Source organism: Nodularia sp. LEGE 04288 (assembly GCF_963896525.1).
Classification (GTDB): domain Bacteria; phylum Cyanobacteriota; class Cyanobacteriia; order Cyanobacteriales; family Nostocaceae; genus Nodularia.
Genome location: NZ_CAWQOY010000161.1, coordinates 1 through 25,838, shown reverse-complemented (window position 1 = coordinate 25,838; position 25,838 = coordinate 1). Strand labels below are relative to the sequence as shown.

The window sequence follows — 25,838 nt, the reverse complement described above, 5'->3', positions numbered from 1 at the left end:
GTATAAGAGACAGGTTAGGGGTGGGGTCGAAATAATATGCAGCCTCACAAATAATTGGTATGAGGTTTTAATTTCAAGGATATAATAAATATTCTCCTGTCGCTGATTGAGGTTGGGGGTGAGAGTAGCGATGTCTATTTCAACACCATGAAGCGGAAAAATTAATGTAGATCAGTATTAGATCCTTGTCCCTGAATGCCTATGCGATTTTGGGGCTGCATAAAAAACCCTAAAGACACTCGTTTCATCATCCAGTACAAACTGAGCAGGATCACAAAGGTAACAGCCATAATTACTACAGGCTGTCTACCAATCAACTCCTCAATTCCTTTGGTGAGTAAGGCATCAGGTTGAGTCACAAAATCCCAACTGTTAAAACGTAAGAAGCGACCCAAGTAAATACCAACCGCACAAAGCGCATGGGTAATCATTTCAGCCCCTAAAATCCATTGACTTTTACCGATGCGGCGTAAATAATAACCAAAATTAATTAAAGATATGACATAAGCTTCAAACCCAGCCAAAATTACTAGCAGATAAATCGGAATTAACACCAATGTAATCATCCACACTGATTGAATCCGACGGACATCTTCGATAAAGTGAATTATATCAGTCAATAAATAAGGCGCATTGGGCAAGAATGCCAAGAAAACTAGGAATCCTAGCCACCAAAGCCAAGAACGTCCGCGTTTAATGCGAAATAACCAAATACTCAAAGCTAAAGGTATAAAAGCCAAAAATAAATTCCAAGTCATCCAACGCATATTAAAACGTAAAACCTGTAAAAATGTGGCGATTAATTCCTCTTTCATATTTAGTACCTCGCAAGACGTGTCAAGGAAAAATTTTGATATGTAAATTTGACGCTAAAACAGTGCAAAAGGTTACTACTATCTTTTGTATCATCTACATTAGACATCTCCGACAATTAAATATGCGTTTCCTATAACCCTTGTAGTGGAGACGTTCAATTGAGCGTCTCTACGTTCTTTTTCGGAGATGTCTATTAATTAACTAGTATAGCGAGAAAATCAAGAAAGCAAGTTTTCAGCAGATTTTTCCACCACTGAATAATTGATCCTATAAATTTTCAATTCCAGATTTTACACGCCATAAACTTGCATATATCCCATTAAGCTCTAGTAATTCCTCATGCTTAACCTGTTCCAGAATTTGACCATGATTCATCCATCACATAAATATGGAATTTTTCTCGCTGAGTTTTACTTATAGTCGCAACTTTTGATAGTCATGGCTTAGTGCAAGATGTCAGTCTACACAAATTTTATCCCACCTTGACACCCGACTGGACTTTCCACAAACTCGCATAAATCCCATTTTTCTCTATTAGTTCCTCATGTTTTCCGGCTTCCACCAACTGTCCGTGTTCCATGACATAGATGCAGTCAGCATTGCGGATGGTAGAAAGACGATGTGCGATCGCGATCGTAGTCCGATTCACAGTAATCTTATCTAAAGAGCGTTGAATTGCCGCTTCCGTCTCATTATCTACCGCAGATGTCGCCTCATCCAAAATCAAAATCGGCGGATTTTTTACCACTGCTCTAGCTATAGCTATCCGTTGGCGTTGTCCCCCAGATAACTTTTGTCCTCGTTCCCCAACTATCGTCTCATAACCTTGGGATAACTGCACAATAAAATCATGTGCCTCAGCAATTTTCGCTGCTTCTATAATTGCTGCATCAGTAGCGTCAAAAGTTCCGTAGGCGATATTTTCTGCCACTGTACCATGAAATAAAAATACATCTTGACTCACTAAACCAATGCTGCGACGCAAATCAGATAAATTCAACTTTTGAATATCAATGCCATCAATAGTAATTTTCCCCACAGAAACATCATAAAAGCGCAACAATAGTTTGACTAAAGTGCTTTTACCCGAACCAGTAGAACCAACAACTGCAATAGTTTTTCCCGCAGGAATATGTAAAGATAAATCTTTAATTATGGTTCCACTATTTCCATAGGCAAAAGTAATATTTTTAAACTCAACTTCTCCCTGTACTTCCTCAATAACTAAAGGCATATCTCCAGTAATAATTTGGATGGGAGTATCTAACAAATCCATCACTCGTTTTGTGGAAGCCATCGCCCGTTGATAGCGGTCAAAGGTTTCTCCTAAAAATACCAATGGCCACAATAATCTTTGGACTAAAACTAATAAAACACTATAATTACCAATAGATATCCTACCAGAATACGCTGCCATACCTCCCAGAAATAATAAAGCCGTAAACCCAACTAAAACCAACATTCTAATTACAGGCACAAAAGCCGCAGAAAGTTTAATTGCTTTGGCATTACTTCTTTTATAAGCTTCGCTTTCTGTTGCTAATCTGGCACTTTCATATTTTTCAGCAGTGAAACTTTTAATTGTGGTAATACCACTAATATTATTAGCTAACCGAGAATTTAGAAAACTCACCTTTTCCCTAACATCAGCATAACGAGGTTCGAGACGCTTTTGATAGATTAATGAACCCCAGAGAATAAACGGCATTGGTAGCATTGCTGCTAAGGTAATATTGAGAGGTAAAATGAAGAATGCACCACCGATTAAAATTATAAATGAAGTGGTGACTTGGATAATTTCATTAGCTCCCCCATTTAAAAAGTCTTCGAGTTGGTTGATATCATCACCGAGAATAGACATCAAACCGCCTGTACTACTATCTTCAAAATAAGCTGATTCTAATTCTTGTAAATGATCATAAGCCTCTAAGCGTAAATTATGTTGAATATTTTGGGCTAAGTTTCGCCACAGTCTATTATAGGCATACTCAGAAAGTGATTCAAATATCCAAACAATAGCGGTAATTAATGAAAGTAGAGCAAATTGCCATAAGACTTCTGTAATTCCCAATTTGCCAATAAAAGAATCTTGCTGTTGGACTAATATATCTACAGCAACACCAATTAGCCAAGGTGGTGCTAAATCTAAAATTGTATTGATAATAGAATAGGTTGTGGCTTGATAAATTTGTGGGCGATATTTTTGTCCATAGTTGAGCAACCTTTGGAGGGGAGGAAGTTTATTTACTACTAGGTCAACTTTTGATGTCATTGTAATCAGTAGAGATTAGGAATATTTATCGTTTTCACTCAATCATGGAAATGGCAATTAATGAAAACATACAAAGTTTACTATTTTTGCGTGTTTTAGTCTATCCAAAAACGGCAAATTTTATCCGAAAATGGTAAAAATGCAAATTTCGCCATTCCGTATTGAGTAAGCAAAGAAATGACTACAAGTATTGTGACAATCACAAATATTGATGATAGGCGATCGCTTAAATGGATTCATTTGTAAAAATTTATCTATACAAATACACAGACACAATTTAAGGCGTGTTGACAAGATATTTAAATAAGTCATCAATTACTGCATCAGCCGCCAGTAAATTTCCGGCTCGCCAAGTTAGATAATCTATAGAGTAAACGTGATTTTGTTGGACGGCTCGCAGATTTTTCCACAGTGGTTTTTGCTTGAGTTCTTCTAGAAATTTTTGATCATCATCAGTTAAAGTTCCCACAAACAAAATATCACCGTCTACTTTCTCTAATTCTTCTATGGAAAAATAAATTTGTGTATAAGGTACGATAACATCTTGTGATTTGGGACGTTGTAATCCCACATCTTTGAGAATAAAATCCGGGAAAGAGTTTTTACCTTCGCTGAATATTACACCAGGTGCTAAAAAGACAAGAGAAATTTCTTGATTTCGATATCGTTCACCTAAAACTGTTTTGAGTTTTGCAATTCTTTGAATATAATGTTGCCAAGCTTGCTGTGCTTCCTCTTGTTTTCCTAAAACCTGAGTAACAAAATCAAATAAGTCTCGCCAATTTTTATCTGCTTGAAAATCAAATAATACAGTAGGCGCAATTTTTGAAAGTAATGGATAAAATGGACTTTCTGCATTCCAACCTATAATAATATCGGGCTTAAGCAGTAAAATTTTTTCTAGATTAGGTGAAGAAATTCCTAGTGAATGTATACCATCTACTTTACCCTTTAAATATGTATTTTCACTCAGCATATCAATATAGGTACTTCCCAGAGGTTTAACTCCCAGAGTCAGTACATTACCTAAAGTTGGTAAAGAAAAAGTGACAATACGCTGGGGATTTATGGGAACGCAAGTTTTACCCATTGTGTGTTTAACCATGCGGCAATCTTTACTTGCCACTTCAGTAGGAAAAACTGTGTTTTGAACTGTGTAACTGTTACAAGCTGTAATCAGTCCAAAAATCACAACCATTAATAATAAACAACGTATCCCGGAGCGTATTGTCATTGTTTTTTGCTAGATAAAATTCAGTCAAGAATCAACACAATTAAAACTGTACTGAAACTGATCCAGTAATTGCAAAAGGTGAACCTTGAGTAATATTGGCTCGATTATTTGAACCAGAAGCGTAACGAATATCAAAAAGGTTTTCCACACCTAATCTAAAGGTCAAATTATTCACTCTGTAAGCCGCACCTAAATCAACTCGCAGGTAACTAGGAAGCTCAAAGCTATTTTCGTTATCTCCTTTTCTTTCACCTACATAAACTAAACCTGAACCTAAACTTAAACCTCTGAGCGAACCTTCAGTAAACTCGTACTTGCCATAAAGACCTACGCTGTGTTGTGGACTATTAATTGGGCGATTTCCTTCTTGCCCAGGGACGGCACTGTTGGTAATTACTGAATCTTGGTAGGTGTAAGCTGCAATCAAACTAAAATTATCAGTTATTTTTCCGTTAATATCTAATTCCAAGCCACGGCTACGAACATCGCCTACAAGGATACTAAAATCTGGGTTACTGGGATCAGCCTCTGCAATATTTGTTTGCTCTAAGTTAAACAGTGCAGTTGTAATAGTCAGCCTATCATTTAACAGATTTACTTTAGCACCGACTTCAGATTGAGTAGCCTTTCTAGGGTTAGGAAAATTCCCATCTGAAAGTAAACCAAATTGTGGCTCTGTGGATTTACTAAAACTAGCATAAAGTGAAGCGAAATCTGACAAGCTATAAACTAAACCGATGCTAGGAGAAACAAAATTTTCTGCGCTACCAGTCACAGAATCAAATCCGCCATAGCGCAAACCAGCTAGTAACCGAAATTGCCCAAATTTTACGAAATCTTGAATGTAAACGCCCCACTCACTATCATCAACATCAACTTTACGATTACTAAGTCCAGTGGGAATTGGAACATCAAAAGTAGGGTTAGCAACATCAATACTGCCAAAAAAACCAGCATTCACACCATTGAATTTGGAACGATAATAATTGTACTCAACACCTGTGAGTAACTTATGTTCTGAAGCTTCAATATTGAAGTTTCCTCTAATTTCGCCTCGAAGATTATATTGATTATAGTCATCAAAAATTGTGCGATAGAAACGTGTTAAAGTATCACCCTGAAAACCAAGTGCGACAAAAATTGGATTAGCTTCTCTTTGGGTATTAAAGTATTGACCACTCAGATTAACTGACCATTGCTCACTAATGGGCTGATCTAAATAGGCGGCTATGCGATAATGATTGTAAATTTGGCTATTACGAGGGTCTGTATAACTGCGGTCATAAAAAATCTTACCATCAAAGAATTTAGCTCCAGTATTAAAGTCTTTATCTTGTCGGTAATACTCCCCTTCAACTGTTAAAGAACCACCACTACCCGTTAAAAAGGTTAGTGACGGAGCAACAAAAATGCGATTATCTTCAACGTTGTCTACAAAATAATCGGAATCTTGAAAAGCTAGATTGAGACGATAAAGTACATTCTTGTCTTGAGTTAACGGCCCTGTTAAATCAACCTCACTGCGATAAAAATTAAAGCTACCTACATCGGCTGAAAATTCATAACTAGGGGTGGCTTGGGGCTTGTTTGTAATATAGTTAACTACTCCACCAGGCGCACCTGTTCCATAAAGTAAGGAAGACAAACCTTTCAAAATTTCCAGACGTTCAATATTAGCAAAGTCTCTGATTAAAGAACGGTAATTATCTCGTAACCCATTGATATAAACTTGGCTACCTACATTGAAGCCACGAATTTGAAAGTCAGTGAAGAGTCCACCCTGTCCAATATCTCCTGCTGTTACTCCACTAATATAAGGAGCTAAATCTTCTACTCGTCGGGGTGCTTTATCCTCAATAAATTCCTCTGTAATTACACCAATAGATGCAGGTGTTTCTATTAGTGGAATATCAAGCCGACTCCCAGTACTAGCATTTGGCACACGATATCCACCTTGTTCGCCTGTGACTACCAACTCAATAATTTCATCTGGTTGTGCAACGGGTTCTGCTGGTAGTGTCTCAGTTGTCGGTATTTCATCTGCTGGTGGCGTTTCCGGCTCCTGTGATGGTGGCTGCATAGCCGTTATCTCAGGTGTTACTGCAAAAATTAAACCCTCGTCGCTATCAAATAATTCAACCCTGGGCAAACTCGTCTCACCTGTCACTGTTAATCGGATAGTCTTTGCATCGAGATTACTTACAGTCACTACTGTAATTCCATTAGCAGGATTTTCTTGACGAAACTCACTACCAGATGGCAAATTTAACTGGGTATTGGGAATATCTACAATAAAATTATTACCTTCACTCTTACTTACAGGCTGCAACTGATCTGAACCTGTGGTTTCTAAAATTACTTCTAGTTCCTTGTCTGTTTGCCCTAGTTTTACACCCGTGATCGAAATTATCCCTTGGGCAAGCCACTGTTTAACTGTAGTCGCTGGGCGCTTAACTTCGTTTAAATGAGGGATTTTTTGACTACTTTTAGCCGCAGTTGCCACAGACGTATTTAGATCAGGATTAATACGGTCTAAACTTGTTTCCGCCCCAGCTGGCAAGGCAACTAATCCCCAAACAGAACCAAGCATCAAGACTTTCAACCAGCAATAATTTGACACCACTGCTCACACCATTAATAAAAATTCCTTTCAATAAAAATACCGTTAAACTCTGTGTTAACCAAGACTAATCCGATAGGTAGACGGAATATTTTCGATAGCTAAACGGAATTTTTTTGCAGTTTTTGGTATTCCTTGGGGTTCATGCCAAACTGTTTGCGGAATGCAGCAGCAAAAGGACTGCGGCTGTTGTAACCCATTGCATGAGCAATTTCGGTAATTTTCATCTCTCCTATTTCCAGCAGTTGTCGCGCTTGTTCAAGTTTGTAATTACGCAAATAGCCAAATACTGTTGTGCCAAAACAACAACGAAAGCCCCGTTTTAAGGTGCATTCATTTAAACCAACTTGTCGCGCTAATTCGTGTAAGGAGGGTGGATTGTCTAAGCGTTGCAGGATGATTTCCCTGGCGTGGTGAATTCTATCTACTAAATCCGGTTGTAAAGGCTGAATATTGGTTTTACCATCACGCATCTCTACTTCTTGTGCTAGTAGCATTCCCATCAATTCCAGCACTTTACCTTCTAGATACATCCGTTTGGCAATACTCCGATAGGGACAGTGTAAAATTTGCTGCGCCACTCTCTGCATCGGTAAAGTGGCAGTGCCACAGCGATGGTAATACTGATCACCGGGTCGGATTAAGTGCTGCAACTGTTTTGGTAATTCTCCTTCACTATTTCCCGCAAAGGAACGCAGTACATCAGGCTGCATTGTAAATTCAACCTCAAGAAATGGCTGTTCGTGATCACACTGAGTTTTTCCTTGAGGAGCCAAACCACTGCCTCGGAAAATATACTTTCCGCTACCTATGGATGTATATTTATCTTCATGTTCCCCTGAAAAATGAAAATGGTAATTTAGCCAACATTCTGTTTCTGGGTCTTCAGTAATCATGCGATCGCACAACCGCAAATCACCAATAGCTAACTCCAAACCCTGACGCAGCTTGATTTCTCGCCAATAGCCTTGTCCCAGTACCTTTGGGTAATCATACATCACATCTAATTGATCATCGGGATCAGGATATTCGGAACTGTTTTCTGTGTCTTGATACAACAGCTCGTCGAAGGTTTGCTGGGAGATAGTGATTGTCATAGTTAATTATACAGAGAATAAAAGTAAAAATTATATTAAAATTTACGTAATAAATTGATCAATAATTGAGCTTTAGTTTTAATTAAATGAGAATTATTTTTAACCTTGTTGGATATTAACAGTGTAGTGGGCAATTATTCATTCCCTGAAATAACTGATGATTTCTTGACATAGATTTTTGACCCACTGGCAGCGATACAATAAACACAAATCCATAAAAGGCGGTCTTTATGGCGACACAACTCGATAAAACCAAAGAGCTACAAAATCTGGTAATCTCTTGGGAAGCGTTGCCGGATGATTTTCAACTAGAGGATGAACCAGTGGAAAATACAGGTCAGCCAATCTTGGCTGGTGCTTTGCGTGAAAGCTTAGAAATTAGCGGTTTCATCCAACCGCAGATGTTGATTGCTTCCAATTTTGGTCTTTGTGCAACTATTAATGGACAATTAATTCTCAAAGCCCCAGATTGGCTTTATGTTCCGAGTGTTAATCAAGTTTTAAGCGATCGCAAAAGCTACACACCGAATTTACAAGGTGATGTTCCCGCAGTGGTGATGGAATTTCTATCTGATACCGAGGGGGAAGAATATTCTGTCAAGCGAACCTATCCCCCTGGAAAATGGTTTTTTTACGAGCAAATTTTGCAAGTTCCTGTTTATGTGATTTTTGACCCCAATGGTGGTTTATTGGAATTTTATCAACTGGAAAATGGCCGCTACGAATTAAAGCAACCGGATGAAAATGGTCGTCATTGGATTTCCGCGATCAACTTATTTCTGGGTACTTGGCAAGGTATCAAAGAAGCCAGAACTGGTTACTGGTTACGCTGGTGGGATCAGGAGGGTAACTTGTTACCTTGGGCTGTGGAACTCATTGAACAAGAACGCCAGGAAAAAGAGCGGCTGATGGCTTATTTGCGATCGCAAAATATTGACCCAAATAATTTGCCTATATAGTTCAGGATATTTACTCAGACTGACCGCAATATTTATTCAGGTCTGCTGCTAACGCATCCGATTTTTTGCCAGCACTCTCGGCTGATGTCAAAGATGTATCAATTTCTGTTCTCGCCTTTTGGAGTTTTTCCCTACCTGCTGGTGATGCTTCCGCACTTTTAGCTACACCAAGGGCTTGAGAAGCTTTAGCGATCGCTTGACTCAGATTCTCAAATATCCTGGCAAAATTGCTTTGAAATTCTTTGAGATTTGGATCTGTCAAATTCAGTTCTTCTAAAGATTTGGTGATCACTTCTAAATCCCTTGAAAGTTGCAAGCTGGTGATCACCTGCTCTCCTTTATTTTGATCAATCAAAGAATTGCCAGCATTCACCACCTGAATCAGTCGCTGACATTGGGTGACTTGATCCTCACAACTACTAACCAGCAAAGCAATACTCAAACTCACAGGAGCAATTACAATCAACTTACGCCACACAGAAAATCCCTCATCACCAGTCAAACCCAAATAATACTAGCTAATAATTTAGATATTTTGCGGTTTTGCAGAGGATGTTTTTCAAAGCAAAGTCCGCCTTTCCTGCGGAACAAGATGCGCTAAGGGCAGCTATTTTACGGGGACTAATGAAAAATTAACCCCCGCAGGTGGATTTCGTTTTTATAGCCGCGACTTCTAGTCGCCAAAGCTTGAGCGTCACCAATCGACTGGCAAACCCAACTCGTTTAAAGTCTCTTTCTCCTGCAAAAGTGCTTGAATCTTACTGTCTATGTGAATACGTCCACCAGATAGCACCAAAGCACGTTGAGTCACTTTCCCCAACCAATGTAATTCATGGGAAGCAATTAACATTACCTGCACTGGCAAATTTAACAATACTTGTGCTAAATGCCGTCGCCATGCGGGATCAAGTCCGTTAGTTGGTTCATCTAAAATCAAAATTTTCGGCTCTAGGGCTAAAATCGCCGCTAAAGCAGCAAGTCGTCTTTGTCCTCCTGAAAGTTCGTGAGTGGAACGGTGAGCGTAAGCTTCTAAACCAAAATCTGTTAATAATTGCCTAGCGCGATCAATGGCTACGGCTGGGGGAACACCGTAATTACGCGGCCCAAAGGTAATATCTTCTAAGATGGTGGGCATAAATAGTTGGTCATTGGCATCTTGAAAGCCAAAACCGATATAACGCCGTACTTGGGGGAGGGTTTTCGGTTCTAGAGGAATACCATTAATGAAGATTTTTCCCGAAGTTGGTTGTTTTAAGCCAATCAGATTTTCTAATAAGGTACTTTTACCAGAACCAGTTGCACCCATCAAGGCTACGCGCAGCTGACCGCCGTAGGCATCACCTGCATTTAAATTAAAAGAAATATCCTGCAACACTGGCTCCTGGTTATTGTAGGCATAGACCAGATTTTGCACCTCAATCACTGTGGTAGAAACTTGGGGATCAGAAGTCGAAGATTTCAAAATACCTGCACTAACTAAATTGTGTAAGAAGTTATGGTTAAGCCAGATGCGATCGCCCAAGCTACTAAGAGGACAAAACGCTCTTTGGGTCTAAATGTCGCATCTACAGGTAACTGCCCATTGTAACCACGAATTACCATTGCGGCATAAACTCGCTCTGCTCGATCTAAACTGCGGAGATATAAGGCTCCAATCATCGCCGCACTTGTGTAGCGCAACCATCCTACTGCACCATTTAAACCCCGCAATTGAGCGCTGCGCTGCATCCTTGTGACTTCATCCAGCAAAATTTCTAGATACTGCCCAGCTAATAATAGATTGGCCTTGATTGGTACGGGTACAGGTAAGCTTTTCAAGGCAATACCGAAACTATGGGGAGGTAAAGTTAACAAAAAACTATTCATGGTAATTAGACAAATCAGGGAACGCACCAATAAAAAACTCGCTCGTTCCCATCCCAAAGGTAGTGCCATGAATGAGAGGAAAATTAATTCAGTACCGATTAGTCCACCCAGTTGGGGAAGGGGTACGCGCAAAAATCCTGCCCAAAAAAGTGCGATCGCCCCATATATCCCCAAGCACAGCCAAGCATTAAACTGTAGTGAAGCTGCCCCCACCACAATCACTAAAGACAAATGCAAACGTAACGGCAAAGCTACTTTAAGCATTCTTGGGCTTCACCACCTTAGCAATCCCAAAAGCAACAGCAAAGCAAACTGCCGAACCCACTAATCCCGCAATACTCGTACTAATTGCTCCTAAACCCTCAATACCGTAGTCAGCTAAGGGTGTTGGGACTTCTATTCGCACTTGCTCGGCTAAATCTATAAAACCTACGTTTTCTGCAACTCTTTCCAAACCGTCAGGCCATCCTGAAGCCACCAAAGATAACACACCGGCAACTAATAGAATGCTAATGACAGGTACTAACCAGCCTTTAAACTCTTGCTCCTCTCCTGGTAACAAATCAGGTCTGGCTTTCGCTAGGTAAACCAGTACACCACCAGTAATTATGCCTTCGCCTATCCCAATTAGAATATGTACTCCAGTCATGGCTGGTAAAACTATAGCGGCGGATGCAGTTCCAGAAAGCACTAACTGAATGGCACAAGCTACAGAGGCCACAACTATGCTGACACCAGCCGCAATGCCAGCCGCCAGAGGTAAACGACCTTTAGATCCTCCCAATAGCCGTTGTAAGGTTTGGGTTAACACCCAGCCCACCCATACAGCAATCACTCCCGCATTTAAAATATTGGCTCCCAAGGCTGTGATCCCACCATCAGCAAATAGCACAGCTTGAATAATAAAAACTGTGGTAATACATAGCATTCCCGCCCAGGGACTGCCCAAAACTATCGCCGCTAGGGTTCCCCCCAATAAGTGACCACTTGTGCCTCCTGCTACCGGAAAATTGACCATCTGGGCAGCAAAAATAAACGCCGTGGTTAAGCCGAGTATGGGGGCGCGACGGATACCAAGATCCTCTTGCGATCGCCCACAAGCCACAACAAGTGCTACAGCACTCACTAAACCAGTAGCCCCAGCTACGGGAACTGAAAGAAATCCATCAGGAATATGCATTATTTACTCTGTATTGAATGTGTGGACTCACACAATGTCAAGAATGTCATTACGGTATCACATTAATAGAAAACAGAATTTTGCTGGTTTTGGCAATGCCCTCTTGGGGGATTTTATCGTATTAGTCAGAAAATCCATATAATAAATTTTTCGTTAAATAATATACTTATTTCTCATAATATTGAAATTTATTGCTGATCATCAACTAGAAATAAAGTTTTAGTGAAATTATTTATGTAGCTTTGGGGGGAATGAGATTTTTAGGGTATTATGAGTAATTTGGATAAATAAATTCACGCAGAGCCGCAGAGTCGCAGAGAAGAAGAGAAGAAGAGTTAGAAATATGTGATTTTGGCATTTTATATTCAAATTCAGCAAGGTTAAATAAATCAACCCAGGCTTTAAGAAACTGCTAAGAACGGCAAGGGTCGCACAGAGAAGAAAGTGGAGAAAAAAATTTTGAACTGAACTGTATTCTAAAAGTAAGGAAACAGCTTCAATATTTTCTGCCGAAAATCTGCTAAAATCGGCTCTTCTTCTGTTAGTTCTTGGGCAAATAATATTTCATATATCAGTGGCACTCCTAGCTGTAAATCTTCCAAAATTTCCCGCTGGCTAAATACATTTGGGGGTGTTCCTTCTAAGATCAGTTTTCCTCTATCCATGACAAATACCCAGTCTGCCCAACGGTATACTAAATCGAGGTCATGGGTTGCCATTAATATGGTTGTCCCAGAGGCATGAATGTTTTGCAGGGTTGCCATTAAGTTACGGGTATGTAACCTATCTAGATATGCTGTTGGTTCATCTAGTAATAGCAGTTCTGGTTTTAGCACCATGACATCAGCAATGGAAACTCGTTTTTTCTGCCCCAAGCTGAGATGATGTACAGGTCTTTGGGCTAATTCAGTTAATCCAAACTCAACTAAAGCTGACTCAATACGTTGTTGAATTTCTGCTGTTGGTAACCCCAAATTACACAAGCCGTAAGAAATATCTTCTTCTACAGTCGAGGCTACCAATTGTTGCTCTGGATCTTGAAAAATTAGTCCAACTTTTTGGCGTAAATTTAGCAAAGATTTACGGTCATATTTTAGCGGTTCTCCTTGCCATTTGATATTTCCTTTTTGGGATTTATATAAACCATTAGCTAATAAAAATAGTGTGGTTTTCCCGCAACCATTTTGACCTATTAATGCACATTTCTTTTTTGCTGGTATTTTTAGGGTTAAAGCATTTAAAACTAATTGTTCTGTGCCTGGATATGTGTAATGTACTTGTTCAAATTCTAGTAATGATTGCTGCATAATTATAATAAGGCAATTTAGAACCTCGGTTTTTATTACAGGTCGGCTTACATAGCCAAACATTTAAAATTAATGAAAAGCCTATATAATACAGGACTGACGCAAAAACTCTCTCAAACCCCTATTCCTCTGTGTCCTCTGCGTCTCTGTGGTTCGTTACTCCGTAATTCTTTCGTAAGTACGATAATAATTTTTTTGACTTTTGACTTTTGACTTTTGACTTTTGACTTCCGCCTTGCGATACTAGCCCCATGCCAATCCTATTAAAACTACACATCCGATAATTGCTTCTATGGCATAGCGTTTAGAGAGATGATAGCGATGGGGATGCCAAACTTTAAATTCACCATTAAAACCCCGTGAGGCTAAACTTAAAGAAACTTGTTGATAGTTTTCTAGGGTGCGCCTGAGTAGTTGTCCAATCAATAGCGATAAACTTTTGATCCCAATTCTAAAAGTGCAGTAGCCACCACGAGACTGTTGTGCAGTCCAGATTTGGGAAGCTGTGTTTAATAACACGAAAATAAAACGGTACATTAATAATAAAATATCTGTTAACAGCACTGGAAAACCAAAGCGGCGTAAGGTTTGTAAAAGCTCAGTAAATGGGATAGTTAACATGATAAAATATAAGCAAGAAAGTGAAGCGATCGCTCGTGTTAAGATTGTCCATCCTTGCTCGATTCCATGATAACTAATATAGATATAATAAGAACCCAAATTAAACCCAATGATTGTATCTTCTTGGATCAAACTTAGGTAATTAATATGTATACCATTAATTACTAAAGCTGGCAAACTGGTGAACCAGAACAAAGTAGCAATATAAACTAATTTTAAATATATTTTTAGGGGTATTTTAGCATAAATCACTGTCCAAATACTCATCCAGATGGCAGTTAAAATCTGTACTGGCGGATGAGCAAAGGCAGTGATAATTAGTAAGGCGATCGCAAATAATAATTTTTGCTCTGGCGCTAACCATCGCAACCGATTAGTATAAGCCAGAGTATCTATTTGCAGCGTCATTCTTTATTCCTTTGCTGGCGGTCACGCTCCTTATATAATCCAATTACATAACCAATGACTCCAGCACCCAAAGCAGCTTGAGAGGTGAATAGCAAGCTTTCTACTTCACCGCTAGGTGGTTCAAAAACAGGCTGAAACCAAGGTTCATATCCAGGCTGCACTTCCCCAATTGCTGCTTCGGCTTCTCCATCTGCACCACCAAATTCTGCGTCCCGGATAAATATTAAGGGAGCGACTGCTAAAATGATCACGGCTAATATTAAAAGCCAGTTATTCAATCCTTGTTTAGACTGATTCATTACTTTGAGCTTTTCCTTTAATTAAATTCAATAGTTCGAGTTCTTGTGGCGTGTAGGATTGTAACCAGTTCCACACCAGCACAGTGAGCAACCCTTCACTAATTGCCAAAGGAACTTGAGTAATGGCAAAAATGCCGGCAAACTTAGCGAATGATGCCATAAAACCACCCACAGGCGCAGGAAAAGCTAGGGCGAGTTGTACAGAGGTAATAATGTAAGTGAGTAAATTTGCCAAAGCTGCGGCTAAAAAGATGGCAATTCGTTGCTTACCAGTGAGCCGCTTGATCAGATGATATATCCAGTAGGCGGCAAATGGTCCCGCGATCGCCATCGAAAAAGCATTAGCTCCCAGTGTTGTTAAACCGCCATGCGCCATCAGCAGCGCCTGAAACAATAAAACCAGAGTCCCCAGCACCGACATAGCTAAAGGGCCAAATAACACGGCTCCTAAGCCAGTACCTGTAGGATGAGAAGAACTACCTGAAACTGAAGGTATTTTCAGGGCTGACAAAACAAAGGTAAAGGCTCCTGCTAATGCTAAAAGTAATTTTAGTTCAGGGTTGGTTTGGGTGATCCGAGTTAGCGATCGCAATCCTAAAACCCAAAATGGTAACGCTACCACCCACCAAAAAATTGCCCAACTCGCTGGTAAGTAGCCTTCCATAATGTGCATCGCATAAGCTGGCGCAGATGCTCCCACGATGATGTAAAAGCTCAGAACCCCTATCAGAATTAATGATCCAAGTTTTGATTTGAGAATGGTTTTTAACAATCTCTCTACTCCATAGATGTATTTCAAAGACCTAGTTTAAATCAATATATATCCTAATTAAAAATTACCCATGCGAAAGTCCGATTAATGTCAAAGTGAATCATAAAATTTTCTTTGGTTGGAATTGTCTGCTCAACCAGATTTGGCAAATAGTTGATAATTATTGACAATAATGTTTTGATCCCATACTATACACAAAAGTAATTGCAAATTTTTAGTATTTGTGCTGATTATGTCATGCCCGACAACTTTGCTCTGGATCAAGAAAAACGTTGGAGCCGTCGTCAACTGCTGAAACTGGGGTTAGCAGGTGCTGGGGTAACCAGTGCTGCTGCACTCTGGCATTTGCTGAATTTACAAACTAACTTAAATGTCAAAGTACCGTCTATAGAGATGGAAGCAACTGAAGGCGTTGCTAACCCGATGAAAATGCTCAGAGAGTTTGATTATGGGACACTCAAGCAAGAAAATGGGCGTACTATCCGAGAATTTCAGTTAACTGCGGGGACTTCGACAATTCAACTCAATAGCGCTGTCTCCTACAATATTTGGGATTTAAACGGTCGGATACCAGGGCCAACGCTACGCGCAAAACAAGGCGATCGCGTGCGGGTGCTGTTTCTCAACCAAGCCGGACATTCTCACTCTTTACATTTTCATGGGACTCATCCGGCGGAAATGGACGGTGTTCGTCCAGTTAGACATGGTAGTGCCACAATTTATGAATTTGATGCTGAACCCTATGGTGTCCACTTGTACCACTGCCATATTGAACCAGTTACCCGTCACATTGCCAAGGGGCTATATGGGATGTTTATTGTTGATCCCCCAACACCACGCCCCCCAGCAGATGAGATAGTTCTAGTCATGGCTGGGTATGACGTGAATGATGATAACCGTAACGAATACTACGCTTTCAACGGTTTGCCTGACCATTATATGCATCATCCCATCCCCATTTACCAAAATCAGTTGATTCGGCTGTATGTCCTGAATATTATTGAATTTGACCCCGCAGTAACCTTTCACCTCCACGCCAATTTTTTTGATGTCTATCGTTCTGGGATGACTCTGACTCCCAGTGAAAAAACTGATGTGATTACGATGGGTGTAGCAGAAAGACACATTTTAGAATTTGCTTTTCGCTATCCAGGAAAGTATATGTTTCATCCTCATCAGGATGCGATCGCTGAGAAAGGTTGCATGGGTCAATTTGAAGTCATTACTACATAAGTGCTGAAAATTAAGAAAGATGATTAAATTCTCTTAACTATTTCAGTAATTAGTTGACAAAAAATATCATTTCATAGAACAGTAAAATCTATCCCAACTGTTTTTATTACTGTAAATAGTTTTATTTACTACCCTTAAAGTTTTGCTAGGAGCAACAAAAATGATCAAATTGCGTTATGTCAGCTTATGTGTTGCTACTGCGATGATAGTGACTCTCAGTGCTTGTAACAGTACACCAACCGCAGAAAATCCATCCACGCCAGCCGCTAATCCCAGTTCCCAAACTACAGAGGTTGTGAGCCACAGTGGTCATAGTGGTAAACCTCAAATTAACATCAACACTGCTATCTTGTCAGAGTTGGATAAATTTGAAGCCAAGTTAGGTATCCCCGCATTATCGAACAAAATTCAGGCTAACCGTCCCTATGGTAGTCCTGAAGATTTGGTGAGCAAAAAAGTCATCACTCAGGAACAATTTAACCAAATTAAAGATTCGGTTACTGTTCAGGAAGTGGTACTCACAGGTGAAGCCAAAGATGTGGATTACATGACCAAATTGAGTTTAATGAAAGGGCATCTTTTAGTAGCACAAGAACTGCTAGAAAAAGATCAGCCAAAACAAGCAGAACCTCATATTGGACATCCAGTTGAAGAGATATATGTTGATGTCGAAGAGCAACTAAATGAGCGTCAAGTTAAAGAATTCAAGACAACTTTAGTTAGGTTACAAAATTTCGTCAAATCTAATCCCAAAGATGCCAAAGTGAACACTGATTTGACCGCTTCCATGCAAGCAGTTGATGGAGCGATCGCCGCTTTACCCGCAGAACAACGCTCAAAACCAGGATTCGTCCTCCAGGTGATTAACGAGTTACTAGATGCAGCGAACGCAGAATATACAGCCGCGATCGCAGATAGCAAAATATCTGAACCAATTGAATATCAAGATTCCCGTGGCTTTGTCGTCTACGCCAATGAACTATATCAAGGGATTTCTAGCCAAGTAGCCCCAGAAAACCCCGAAGCAGACGCAGCAATCAAGGCTAGTTTCACTGAACTAAAACAAGCTTGGCCTAGTGTGATTCCACCAGCTACAGCAGCAAAGACACCGGAGGATGTTACTAAGTTGGTGACAACTATTGCCGAAAACTCGCAGAAAATTCTCAAAAAACCCAGTATCTAAGTCAGGCGTTCGGCCAAGCTGCAACCTAAGCGATTGGCCAAGCCGCGCCAAAGGCGATCGCATTGACTTAATTGGTGGCGCACAAAGAGGAGTTTAGAATGAATGAGAAGTGAGACGATAGTTAAGGGTTACGGAGTGTAAATAGCTTAGGCTTTGAATACCTGTAGAGACTATACCTGTTAACTCAACACTGATGACTCCCCATTCGTAAATTTAATTAACAACTGATGCAAGAGCTTGACAACGAAAAAACCATCGACCTCCTGAACGCCATCATGGAATTTGAACTAGCGGGAGTAGTACGCTACACCCATTATTCCTTAATGGTGACTGGTCCTAATCGCATTCCCATTGTAGATTTTTTCAAAGCACAGGCGAGTGAGTCTCTACTTCATGCCCAACAGGTAGGAGAAATTCTAACTGGTTTAGACGGGCATCCCTCTCTAAAAATCGCCTCAATGGAAGAAACTTACCAGCACAAAGTCAAGGATATTTTGGCAGAAAGCTTATCCCATGAAAAGAAAGCGCTGGATTTGTACAAAAGTCTGTTGACTACTGTCACCGGTGCCAGTATTTATCTAGAAGAATTTGCTCGTGGCATGATTGGGCAAGAAGAGATGCATAATCTCGAACTGAAAAAAATGCTCCGCGATTTCAGCTAAATAATTAGGGGAGTAGGGAGTAGGGAGTAGGGAGTAGGAGAAAAAAGCAGGGAAGTAGTGATTGAGGGAGATTTTGAAATAAAATAAGACTTCTTCACTATGCTTAAAAAACTTTCCTCTTCTCCCCTGCACCCATACCCTTCTTCCCACTCCCCACTCCCCACTCCCCACTCCCAAAAAATGAATCTCAGCACCGCTCTACCTACTTTTGTCATTACACTCCGAGAAGGAGTAGAAGCCGCCCTCGTTGTGGGCATTGTCCTAGCTTTGCTGAAAAAAGCGAATCAATCCCGACTCAACCCTTGGGTATATGCTGGTGTCGGTGTTGGTATTATCATTAGTTTCTTCATAGGTGTGTTATTTACTTGGTTAATTCAAGTACTAGGGGCAGTAAATCCTCAATACACCTCAGTCGTTGAGCCAATGTTAGAAGCTGTGTTTAGTGTCCTGGCGATCGCTATGCTCAGTTGGATGCTCATCTGGATGACGAAACAAGCCAGATTTATGAAAGCGCAAGTTGAAGGAGCAGTCACACAAGCGCTAACACAAAACTCAAATGCTGGTTGGGGCGTATTTAGTTTAATTTTGATCGCCGTTGTCCGTGAAGGATTTGAAACTGTTCTATTTGTTGCTGCGAATTTTCAACAGGGATTAGTCCCAGCTTTAGGTGCAATTGCTGGTTTAGCCGGAGCAGCTGCCATTGGAGTCTTACTATTTAAATGGGGTATCAAAATTAATATTCGCCAGTTTTTCCAAGTGATGGGCGTTTTATTAGTATTGATAGTTTCCGGGTTAGTAGTTTCCGCCTTGAAGCATTTTGATGAAGGTTTGGCTAACCTTGCCCTCAGTAGTCGTGCCTCAGAAAATCTTTGTTTCTATTACGAACACTTTAGCAAAGTCCACTCTTGTATTTTGGGGCCAATGGTTTGGAATACTGAGAAAATATTGCCAGATCAACAATTCCCCGGCATTATTCTTAAATCTTTGTTTGGCTACAGAGAACATTTGTATTTAGTACAGGCAATCGGTTATGTTGTATTTTTAGCCACTGTCGGAGGGCTATATTTCCGCAGTCTAACTGGTGGTGTTGTTCAAAATATCAAGAATAATTCAGTCCCTCAAAAACCAATGAATTCGGCAAAGGAATAATTGGGCGAATATATTTTATGCAATAACCCGCGCAGGCGGGTTTTATCTTTGTAGCCGCGATTTCCAATCGCCAGGGCTAACTTTATCTCCCCTCCTCGCTTGCCTACGGTGTACACACAAGTCCTGTCTGTCTGCGTTTGAGGCTATTTTGCCCCCTAAATCCCCCAAGTTTGGGGGACTTTGAAAATTCTTGTTCCCCCATAATTGGGGGTTAGGGGGCGATTCGATCACTTGTGTGTACACCGTAGCCCCTAGTAGTTTACTTCGACTTGTGTGTACACCGTAGCCTTCAAGAAGAGGAGGTATGTCAAATAATCCATATTTTCACTGAGCAACACAGATTGCTTAATTATGATTAATTTACTGCTAATAAATCCTGCTGAAGCTGCTGGCAGGCTTTTTCTATTGTCTCGATGCTGCCTGGATTTACCAAACCATAATAATCAAAAATATATACTCGATTATTTTTAGTTGCTTGTAGTTGTTGCCAAAAAGATTCCTTTTTAAAAGAATCTAAAACGGCGGTTTCCGAACCTCCTTGTGGAGGACTAACTACAATAATTACTTCTGGATTTGCCTCTAAAACTTTCTCCGCCGACAGCGTAACATATCCACCAATTGGACTTTGACCTTGTAATTCGGCTGCCAAGTTTTTCGCCTGGAATTTTGCCAACAAATCCCCAGCCCAACTATTTTTATTCGGTGCTAAAATTGGCTGACGGCTAACCAGAACTAAAGTAGAAGGACTCTGAATTAACTTATCTGATAAAAAAGTTTTATAGCGATTTAATAAAGGCTGGGGATCAGCATCAATTAACTGAGCCAGTTTTTTAGTCAATTCTTCTAACGATTCCCAAGTATTCACCTTTGTTAGCAGCGTAGAAACTCCTAGCTGCTGGAGTCTCTGCATTGGTTGAGTAGAAAAACCCTCTGCACCAATCACTAAATCGGGTTTGAGAGCCACAATTTTTTCTAGATTCGGAGGACTTTGCCCCTCGCTGACGCGGGTAATTTCATCAAATCGCGGATCATCATTAAATAATTTGCTCCCAGTCATACCTACAAGCTTGCTGGGATCAAGCTGATATATAATATCTGTAGCAAGTGAGGAAAGAGCCACAACTCTTGTAGCAGATGCCTGTGGTACTTGCTGAGATGTTATTGTTGCTGATACCTGTGGCGGCTGTGTAGTTGCAGTGTTACAAGCCACTAAAACTAGACTCAACAACAATGCTAAAGCAGATAAAATTGCCCGATGATACATAGTGAACTTCCTTGCTGACTATAAAATAATTAAAAGCAAACTCATCACCACATTTCAAATTAACAAAATCTGGCTATGATGTTATTTGCTGTATATAGGCATTAAAAATGCGAGTAGACAGACAAGTCCCAATTCCATCAGGAACTTATAACTGCCCTACTCGCTATTATCTATACAAGGTTTATTGAAAAAGCTTAACTGAAGTATATAGTATTAATACGAAAAGTAATGTTGGATAGATAACAATTATTTTTTTATTGTCAGTCAAATTTTTGACATAACTATATTGGATCGATTGGTGAGATTTTTAGTTGAGCAAAGCCAAGTCCTCTGGTGTATTACAGTTAAATAACATCTCTGATGCTGGTAAGGACAAAACTTGTATAGAATGCTGAGTTAGCCACTGCTGAAATGAGCGCCCGCCTTGATTGATAAAATCTAAAAGTTGCGGCAAACAGCGACGGCGATAGAAACCACATAGAGGTTCCCAGCCTTGACTATGATGAACCAAAGTGGCGATCGCTTCATCCGCTACATGATCCAGTTCATTCGCCCATGCTTGCAACACTTCAACCCGCAACCGAGGCAAATCACAAGCTAGTAACAATACCCAATCTGTTTGTACTTGCGCCAAGCCTTGGGCAAATCCTACCAGTGGCCCGTGGTCAGGGGAAGATGAGGCAGATAAAGGTACTTCCCGAATAAATTGACAACTAGGTAATACTAAGTGCTGATAGCGTTCTGGCCAGGGAGTGACTACATAAACATGATCTGTACAACCTGCGGCTACACCACAAACCAACTGCAACAAAGGCATTCCCCCAATAGAAATCAGGGCTTTATCCTCACCCATGCGAGAACTCTTCCCACCAGCCAAGACAATCGTGCTGAGTAAAGAATTATGATTTATACCCATTTTTTATAAAATCAACGTCCTATTTCTGAGTAAACCTATATGCTTTTTCTCCGCTCCTCGCTTGCGCTACCGTGTACACACAAGTCTTGCCTGTCTGCGTTTGAGCCTGTTTAGCCCCCTAAATCCCCCAAGTTTGGGGGACTTTGAAAATTCTTGTTCCCCCAGAATTGGGGGTTAGGGGGCGATTCGATCACTTGTGTGTACACGGTAGCCTCGCTTGCACCGGACGGGTGCTTTAAGGTGATAAATATAACTATTAAGCCCTTGTCTGACTCTGCTGCACTTGCTGTAACAACTGTTCTTCACTTTGGGCTGGTGCAAGACATTGGAATCCTTGGCAAACTAAACCAACGCTACCTGATGGTAAATCAGATACCACAGCAAACTCGGTCACAGGTAGATACTTGGTCATCAGAGGAATTATCTGCTCAATAGTGCTGCGAATCAAGGTAGAATTACGATACCAATCTAAAGCTGTAAATAAGCTGGGGCAAGCCTGGGGAGCATTATGCATGACGCTACTAAAAGCTTTCAGTCCTTGCTCGGCTAAATTTAGATAATGTAAATTATCGGTGAGTAGGGAAAGACGGACTAAATTAGCGATCGCCACTCCATTCGCAGATGGTGTAGCATTATCTGCATAACTGCGTTCGCGCACAATTAAATCTTGACTAGCATCAGTGGCGGTATTGTAGTAGCCACCCAATTCTACACTCCAGAGAAACTCGTTGAATTGATCTTGTAGTGCGATCGCACTTTCTAACCAAGATTTTTGTTCAGGGAAACAAGCTTGTAAATCCAGTAGTGCCTTAATAAACAAACCGTAATCTTCAGACTGAGCTAACACAGCAGCTTCACCTTGATAGTTGAGTCTGTGGAAACGCCCATCAAGCAACTGATGTTGCAGAATAAACTTAGCGGCTCCGACAGCGATTTCCAGATATAACGGTTGTTGAAATACCGCACCAGCCCTAGCCAACCCGGAAATCATCAAACTATTCCAAGCCACAATCATCTTCGTATCTGTCACCGCAGGAATGCGTCCAGGCCAATCGCCAGTTTTTGCTTCCTGGTTATTAGCAGCAGGCGGAAAACTTCTGACTAACTCCGGCTTCTCACCATAACGCGCCGCAAACAATTTACTCAATGCAACTTCTATCGTGGCGCTCAGTTCCCCCTGATGGCGGCGTTGTAAAACATTCTTACCTTCAAAGTTCCCGTGGGGAGTTACCGTAAACTGTTGTTGTAATTCCGTTAGTTCCTCTGACGTTAACAGTTGTTCAAGTTCGCTGTAACTCCAGACATAAAAAGCTCCTTCCTCCGGTTCCACATCCGTAGAACTAGTAAAACTATCAGCATCTTGAGCCGCATAAAAATAACCTTCTGGAGCAGTCATTTCCCGCCGGAGCCATTCCACAGTCCCAGCCACCGACTTCATAAATGCGGGTTCTTTAACTCCATCACTCCATAAATTTGCTAGATACTCGACAATTTGACCATTGTCATAGAGCATCTTTTCAAAGTGAGGTACTGTCCAAGTGGGATCAACAGTATAGCGATGAAAACCACCACCCACATGGTCATAAATACCCCCTAAAGCTAAATCTAGTCCGCGTTGAATACAAATTTGTTTGCCATCAGACTGAGATGTTAACAAAAAGCGAGTTCCCCGTAATGCTAATTCTGCATAGGGGATCATTGGGAAGCTATTACCAGATTGATTAGGAGTAATTACCCCTGTGCTAGTTTCCCAACCTTGGCGCAACAATTCATTTTCTGCAACTTGATTAGTCGCGCCATTTTGTAATACCGCAGAGGTGAGAAGTGACTCAATAATTAATGCTTTACGTTGGCTTAAATCTTCTTTTTCTGTATCGTAGTAGCGACGTAGAGCTTGCAGAACTTGTAAAAATCCGGGACGACCGTAGCGGGGTTCCAAAGGAAAGTAAGTTCCAGCGTAAAACGGTACCAAATCCTCTGGGGATAAAAAGACATTTAAAGGCCAACCACCTTGACCACTCATCATCTGCAACGCTTGCATATAGATGCTATCGAGGTCGGGTCTTTCTTCCCTATCTACTTTGATAGGTAAAAAATTGGCATTCATGTACTCAGCGATCGCTGCATCAGAGAAAGCCTCACCTTCCATCACAGTACACCAGTGGCAACTGGAATAACCAATGGAAAGGAAAATTGGTTTATTTTGCTTTCTTGCAGTTGCAAGAGCTTCGTCACACCAAGACCACCAATCAATCGGGTTTTCGGCGTGTTTACGGAGATAGAGACTCTTAGCTTCAGCAAGGCGATTAGTCATAATTCAGATGCAAATAGTTGCCTTATTTGCTCAGTCTACCCTGTTACTAGGAGTCTTAGCCTAGAACCATGTCTACATAAACAAAAAACTCAACCAGCGACTTATCCCTTGGGTACGAGAGCATCTGCTCAACTGACTTAGTTAGTAACTAGCTATTTATTTGAAAGAGCGCAATAGCAAGCTAACAATTGTGACTCGCGTTTCCGGTGTTAATGAACTGGCTCTTGTCTGAATTCGATAATTGGGGCTAAGGCCTGCTATCAGGTGGAGTAAAAACGTAATTATGGCGGCTTGCACAAGTTTTTCAGGCATGGCAGGTATCCCTTTGTTAATAGCACTTCCAGTAGGATCTGTTTGTGTAAATACACGCCTTTCTATTGGTTTACCGGATTTGAAAAAATTAATTAGATAATTGCTCAACAAGAAGGTGAAAAAATGTTTAAAAAGTTACCAATAGTTGACATAAATTTACTATAAATACACCTGATCCAGTGATTTGTAGTAAACCCTTATATCTAGAGTTTAGTGTAGATGCACAGATTCTTCGGCCAGAGAAGGTCTTGTTATAGACATTACTTGTTTGTTTTTTAATTTTTTCCTCCCTGACCACAGGTCGATATTTATTTAGACGTTTCTTCTCTATAAAAAGTGCCTACGCGGATTTTTTTCATCTGTCAGGTAGAGGAACAATTAGCGAAATTTTTGACAAAAACAGCAATCAGCCGTTGACTAAACAAGCCGCAGAGCAGGCTTTGCCAAAAGTCCGAACGGAAGCAGGGCGCAGAGGGGCATTGGGGACTAGGACAGGTCGGCGTAAATAGCACAACGATTTGAAATCAATGAAAAGCCTATAGAATAAGCTTTTTGACTTTTGATTTTTAACCTTTGACTACACGGCGGGACTAGCCTTTAGGCAGGAGGAGTATCAAGCCGATAAGATAGATATAAAATTAAGATCCTTACAAGCACGCTGCATGATTCCTATCGTTGTTGAACAATCGGGTCGAGGCGAACGCGCCTTTGATATCTACTCACGACTGTTGCGTGAGCGCATCATATTTTTGGGACAACAGGTTGATAACGACATTGCAAATCTGATTGTTGCCCAACTGCTATTCTTGGATTCTGAAGACTCGGAGAAAGATATTTATTTGTATATTAATTCTCCCGGCGGTTCGGTAATGGCTGGCATGGGTATTTTTGACACCATGAAGCACATCCGTCCTGATGTCTGTACAATTTGTACTGGACTAGGAGCAAGTATGGGCGCTTTTCTTCTCAGTGCGGGTACTAAAGGTAAGCGAATGAGTCTACCCCATTCTCGGATTATGATTCATCAACCCTTGGGTGGCGCTCAGGGACAGGCGACTGATATTGAAATTCAAGCACGGGAGATCCTCTACCACAAGCAACGGTTAAATGAATATTTAGCTGAACATACTGGTCAACCAATTGAGCGTATTGCTGAAGATACCGAACGCGACTTCTTTATGTCTCCAGAGGAAGCTAAGGAATATGGCTTGATTGACCAAGTTATTGACCGTCACGCGGCTGGTAGCCGTCCGGTTGTTCTCAATCATTCGTAAATGGGAGTAGGCAGAAGAGGCAGGGGAGCGGGGAGCGGGGAGCAAGGGGGAATTTGACATAAAATAGCATTTATTTGGTG

General features: G+C 40.8%; 22 protein-coding genes. 6 read left to right on the top strand and 16 right to left on the bottom strand.

The window, feature by feature from the left end:
• Nucleotides 1–161: 161 nt before the first annotated feature.
• The 5 genes from AACX33_RS23810 to AACX33_RS23790 form a co-directional block, all read right to left on the bottom strand.
• Complete coding sequence (locus AACX33_RS23810) at nucleotides 162–815, bottom strand: DUF1361 domain-containing protein (protein ID WP_193997583.1); 654 nt, start codon at nucleotides 813–815, stop codon at nucleotides 162–164.
• Nucleotides 816–1,288: 473 nt separating this feature from the next.
• Complete coding sequence (locus AACX33_RS23805) at nucleotides 1,289–3,088, bottom strand: ABC transporter ATP-binding protein (protein ID WP_193997582.1); 1,800 nt, start codon at nucleotides 3,086–3,088, stop codon at nucleotides 1,289–1,291.
• Between the two features lie 277 nt (nucleotides 3,089–3,365).
• Nucleotides 3,366–4,322 carry an ABC transporter substrate-binding protein gene (locus AACX33_RS23800; protein WP_193997581.1) on the bottom strand — a complete coding sequence of 319 codons (957 nt, stop codon included), beginning with the start codon at nucleotides 4,320–4,322 and terminating at the stop codon, nucleotides 3,366–3,368.
• Nucleotides 4,323–4,362: 40 nt separating this feature from the next.
• Nucleotides 4,363–6,942, bottom strand: coding sequence for a TonB-dependent siderophore receptor (locus AACX33_RS23795; protein WP_227789274.1), 2,580 nt, complete (start codon nucleotides 6,940–6,942; stop codon nucleotides 4,363–4,365).
• A 101-nt stretch (nucleotides 6,943–7,043) separates the two neighbouring features.
• Nucleotides 7,044–8,039 carry a helix-turn-helix domain-containing protein gene (locus AACX33_RS23790; RefSeq protein ID WP_193997580.1) on the bottom strand — a complete coding sequence of 332 codons (996 nt, stop codon included), beginning with the start codon at nucleotides 8,037–8,039 and terminating at the stop codon, nucleotides 7,044–7,046.
• 230 nt (nucleotides 8,040–8,269) lie between these two features.
• Between AACX33_RS23790 and AACX33_RS23785 the strand changes: the two genes are divergently transcribed.
• The gene (locus AACX33_RS23785; protein WP_193997579.1) at nucleotides 8,270–8,998 is read left to right on the top strand and encodes a Uma2 family endonuclease; all 729 of its coding nucleotides are present in this window, start codon (nucleotides 8,270–8,272) and stop codon (nucleotides 8,996–8,998) included.
• A gap of 10 nt (nucleotides 8,999–9,008) precedes the next feature.
• Here the strand turns inward: AACX33_RS23785 and AACX33_RS23780 are convergent, their stop codons facing one another.
• From AACX33_RS23780 to AACX33_RS23745, 8 genes are all read right to left on the bottom strand, one after another.
• Nucleotides 9,009–9,506 (bottom strand): hypothetical protein, encoded by a 498-nt coding sequence (locus tag AACX33_RS23780; RefSeq protein ID WP_193997578.1) that lies wholly within the window; start codon nucleotides 9,504–9,506, stop codon nucleotides 9,009–9,011.
• A gap of 186 nt (nucleotides 9,507–9,692) precedes the next feature.
• Nucleotides 9,693–10,460: an energy-coupling factor ABC transporter ATP-binding protein gene (locus tag AACX33_RS23775; protein ID WP_193997577.1), complete on the bottom strand. Its 768-nt coding sequence runs from the start codon at nucleotides 10,458–10,460 to the stop codon at nucleotides 9,693–9,695.
• A 14-nt stretch (nucleotides 10,461–10,474) separates the two neighbouring features.
• On the bottom strand, nucleotides 10,475–11,128 hold the full coding sequence (locus tag AACX33_RS23770; protein ID WP_193997576.1) for an energy-coupling factor transporter transmembrane component T family protein: 654 nt from the start codon (nucleotides 11,126–11,128) through the stop codon (nucleotides 10,475–10,477).
• Nucleotides 11,121–12,044, bottom strand: a complete 924-nt coding sequence (locus AACX33_RS23765) for an energy-coupling factor ABC transporter permease (RefSeq protein WP_193997575.1) — start codon at nucleotides 12,042–12,044, stop codon at nucleotides 11,121–11,123. Before AACX33_RS23765 ends, AACX33_RS23770 begins: the two co-directional genes overlap by 8 nt.
• Nucleotides 12,045–12,520: 476 nt before the next feature.
• Entirely contained in the window at nucleotides 12,521–13,351 is an 831-nt protein-coding gene (locus AACX33_RS23760) for an energy-coupling factor ABC transporter ATP-binding protein (protein WP_193997574.1), read from the bottom strand.
• Nucleotides 13,352–13,594: 243 nt separating this feature from the next.
• A complete protein-coding gene (gene cbiQ, locus AACX33_RS23755; RefSeq protein WP_193997573.1) occupies nucleotides 13,595–14,380 on the bottom strand; it encodes a cobalt ECF transporter T component CbiQ in 786 nt (261 codons plus the stop codon).
• Nucleotides 14,377–14,679 carry an energy-coupling factor ABC transporter substrate-binding protein gene (locus AACX33_RS23750; RefSeq protein WP_193997572.1) on the bottom strand — a complete coding sequence of 101 codons (303 nt, stop codon included), beginning with the start codon at nucleotides 14,677–14,679 and terminating at the stop codon, nucleotides 14,377–14,379. Before AACX33_RS23750 ends, cbiQ begins: the two co-directional genes overlap by 4 nt.
• The gene (locus AACX33_RS23745; protein WP_193998008.1) at nucleotides 14,666–15,352 is read right to left on the bottom strand and encodes an energy-coupling factor ABC transporter permease; all 687 of its coding nucleotides are present in this window, start codon (nucleotides 15,350–15,352) and stop codon (nucleotides 14,666–14,668) included. The genes AACX33_RS23750 and AACX33_RS23745 overlap by 14 nt, the downstream gene beginning before the upstream one ends.
• A 336-nt stretch (nucleotides 15,353–15,688) precedes the next feature.
• Here AACX33_RS23745 and AACX33_RS23740 point away from each other — a divergent pair, with 336 nt between their 5' ends.
• The 4 genes from AACX33_RS23740 (at nucleotide 15,689) to AACX33_RS23725 (ending at nucleotide 19,678) form a co-directional block, all read left to right on the top strand.
• Nucleotides 15,689–16,684, top strand: coding sequence for a multicopper oxidase domain-containing protein (locus AACX33_RS23740; RefSeq protein ID WP_193997571.1), 996 nt, complete (start codon nucleotides 15,689–15,691; stop codon nucleotides 16,682–16,684).
• Between the two features lie 160 nt (nucleotides 16,685–16,844).
• Complete coding sequence (locus AACX33_RS23735) at nucleotides 16,845–17,867, top strand: ComEA family DNA-binding protein (RefSeq protein ID WP_193997570.1); 1,023 nt, start codon at nucleotides 16,845–16,847, stop codon at nucleotides 17,865–17,867.
• A gap of 227 nt (nucleotides 17,868–18,094) precedes the next feature.
• Nucleotides 18,095–18,529 (top strand): ferritin-like domain-containing protein, encoded by a 435-nt coding sequence (locus AACX33_RS23730; protein ID WP_193997569.1) that lies wholly within the window; start codon nucleotides 18,095–18,097, stop codon nucleotides 18,527–18,529.
• A gap of 180 nt (nucleotides 18,530–18,709) precedes the next feature.
• Complete coding sequence (locus AACX33_RS23725) at nucleotides 18,710–19,678, top strand: FTR1 family iron permease (protein ID WP_193997568.1); 969 nt, start codon at nucleotides 18,710–18,712, stop codon at nucleotides 19,676–19,678.
• A 355-nt stretch (nucleotides 19,679–20,033) separates the two neighbouring features.
• Here the strand turns inward: AACX33_RS23725 and AACX33_RS23720 are convergent, their stop codons facing one another.
• The 3 genes from AACX33_RS23720 to AACX33_RS23710 all read right to left on the bottom strand — a co-directional run bounded on the left by AACX33_RS23720 (nucleotide 20,034) and on the right by AACX33_RS23710 (nucleotide 24,172).
• Nucleotides 20,034–20,942, bottom strand: coding sequence for an ABC transporter substrate-binding protein (locus AACX33_RS23720; protein WP_193997567.1), 909 nt, complete (start codon nucleotides 20,940–20,942; stop codon nucleotides 20,034–20,036).
• 307 nt (nucleotides 20,943–21,249) lie between these two features.
• Nucleotides 21,250–21,858: a molybdenum cofactor guanylyltransferase gene (locus AACX33_RS23715; RefSeq protein ID WP_193997566.1), complete on the bottom strand. Its 609-nt coding sequence runs from the start codon at nucleotides 21,856–21,858 to the stop codon at nucleotides 21,250–21,252.
• A 256-nt stretch (nucleotides 21,859–22,114) separates the two neighbouring features.
• Entirely contained in the window at nucleotides 22,115–24,172 is a 2,058-nt protein-coding gene (locus AACX33_RS23710) for a thioredoxin domain-containing protein (protein ID WP_193997565.1), read from the bottom strand.
• Nucleotides 24,173–25,146: 974 nt separating this feature from the next.
• On the opposite strand from AACX33_RS23710, the gene clpP reads away from it, so the two are divergent.
• Nucleotides 25,147–25,758 carry an ATP-dependent Clp endopeptidase proteolytic subunit ClpP gene (clpP, locus tag AACX33_RS23705; protein ID WP_193997564.1) on the top strand — a complete coding sequence of 204 codons (612 nt, stop codon included), beginning with the start codon at nucleotides 25,147–25,149 and terminating at the stop codon, nucleotides 25,756–25,758.
• The last annotated feature ends 80 nt before the right edge of the window (nucleotides 25,759–25,838 follow it).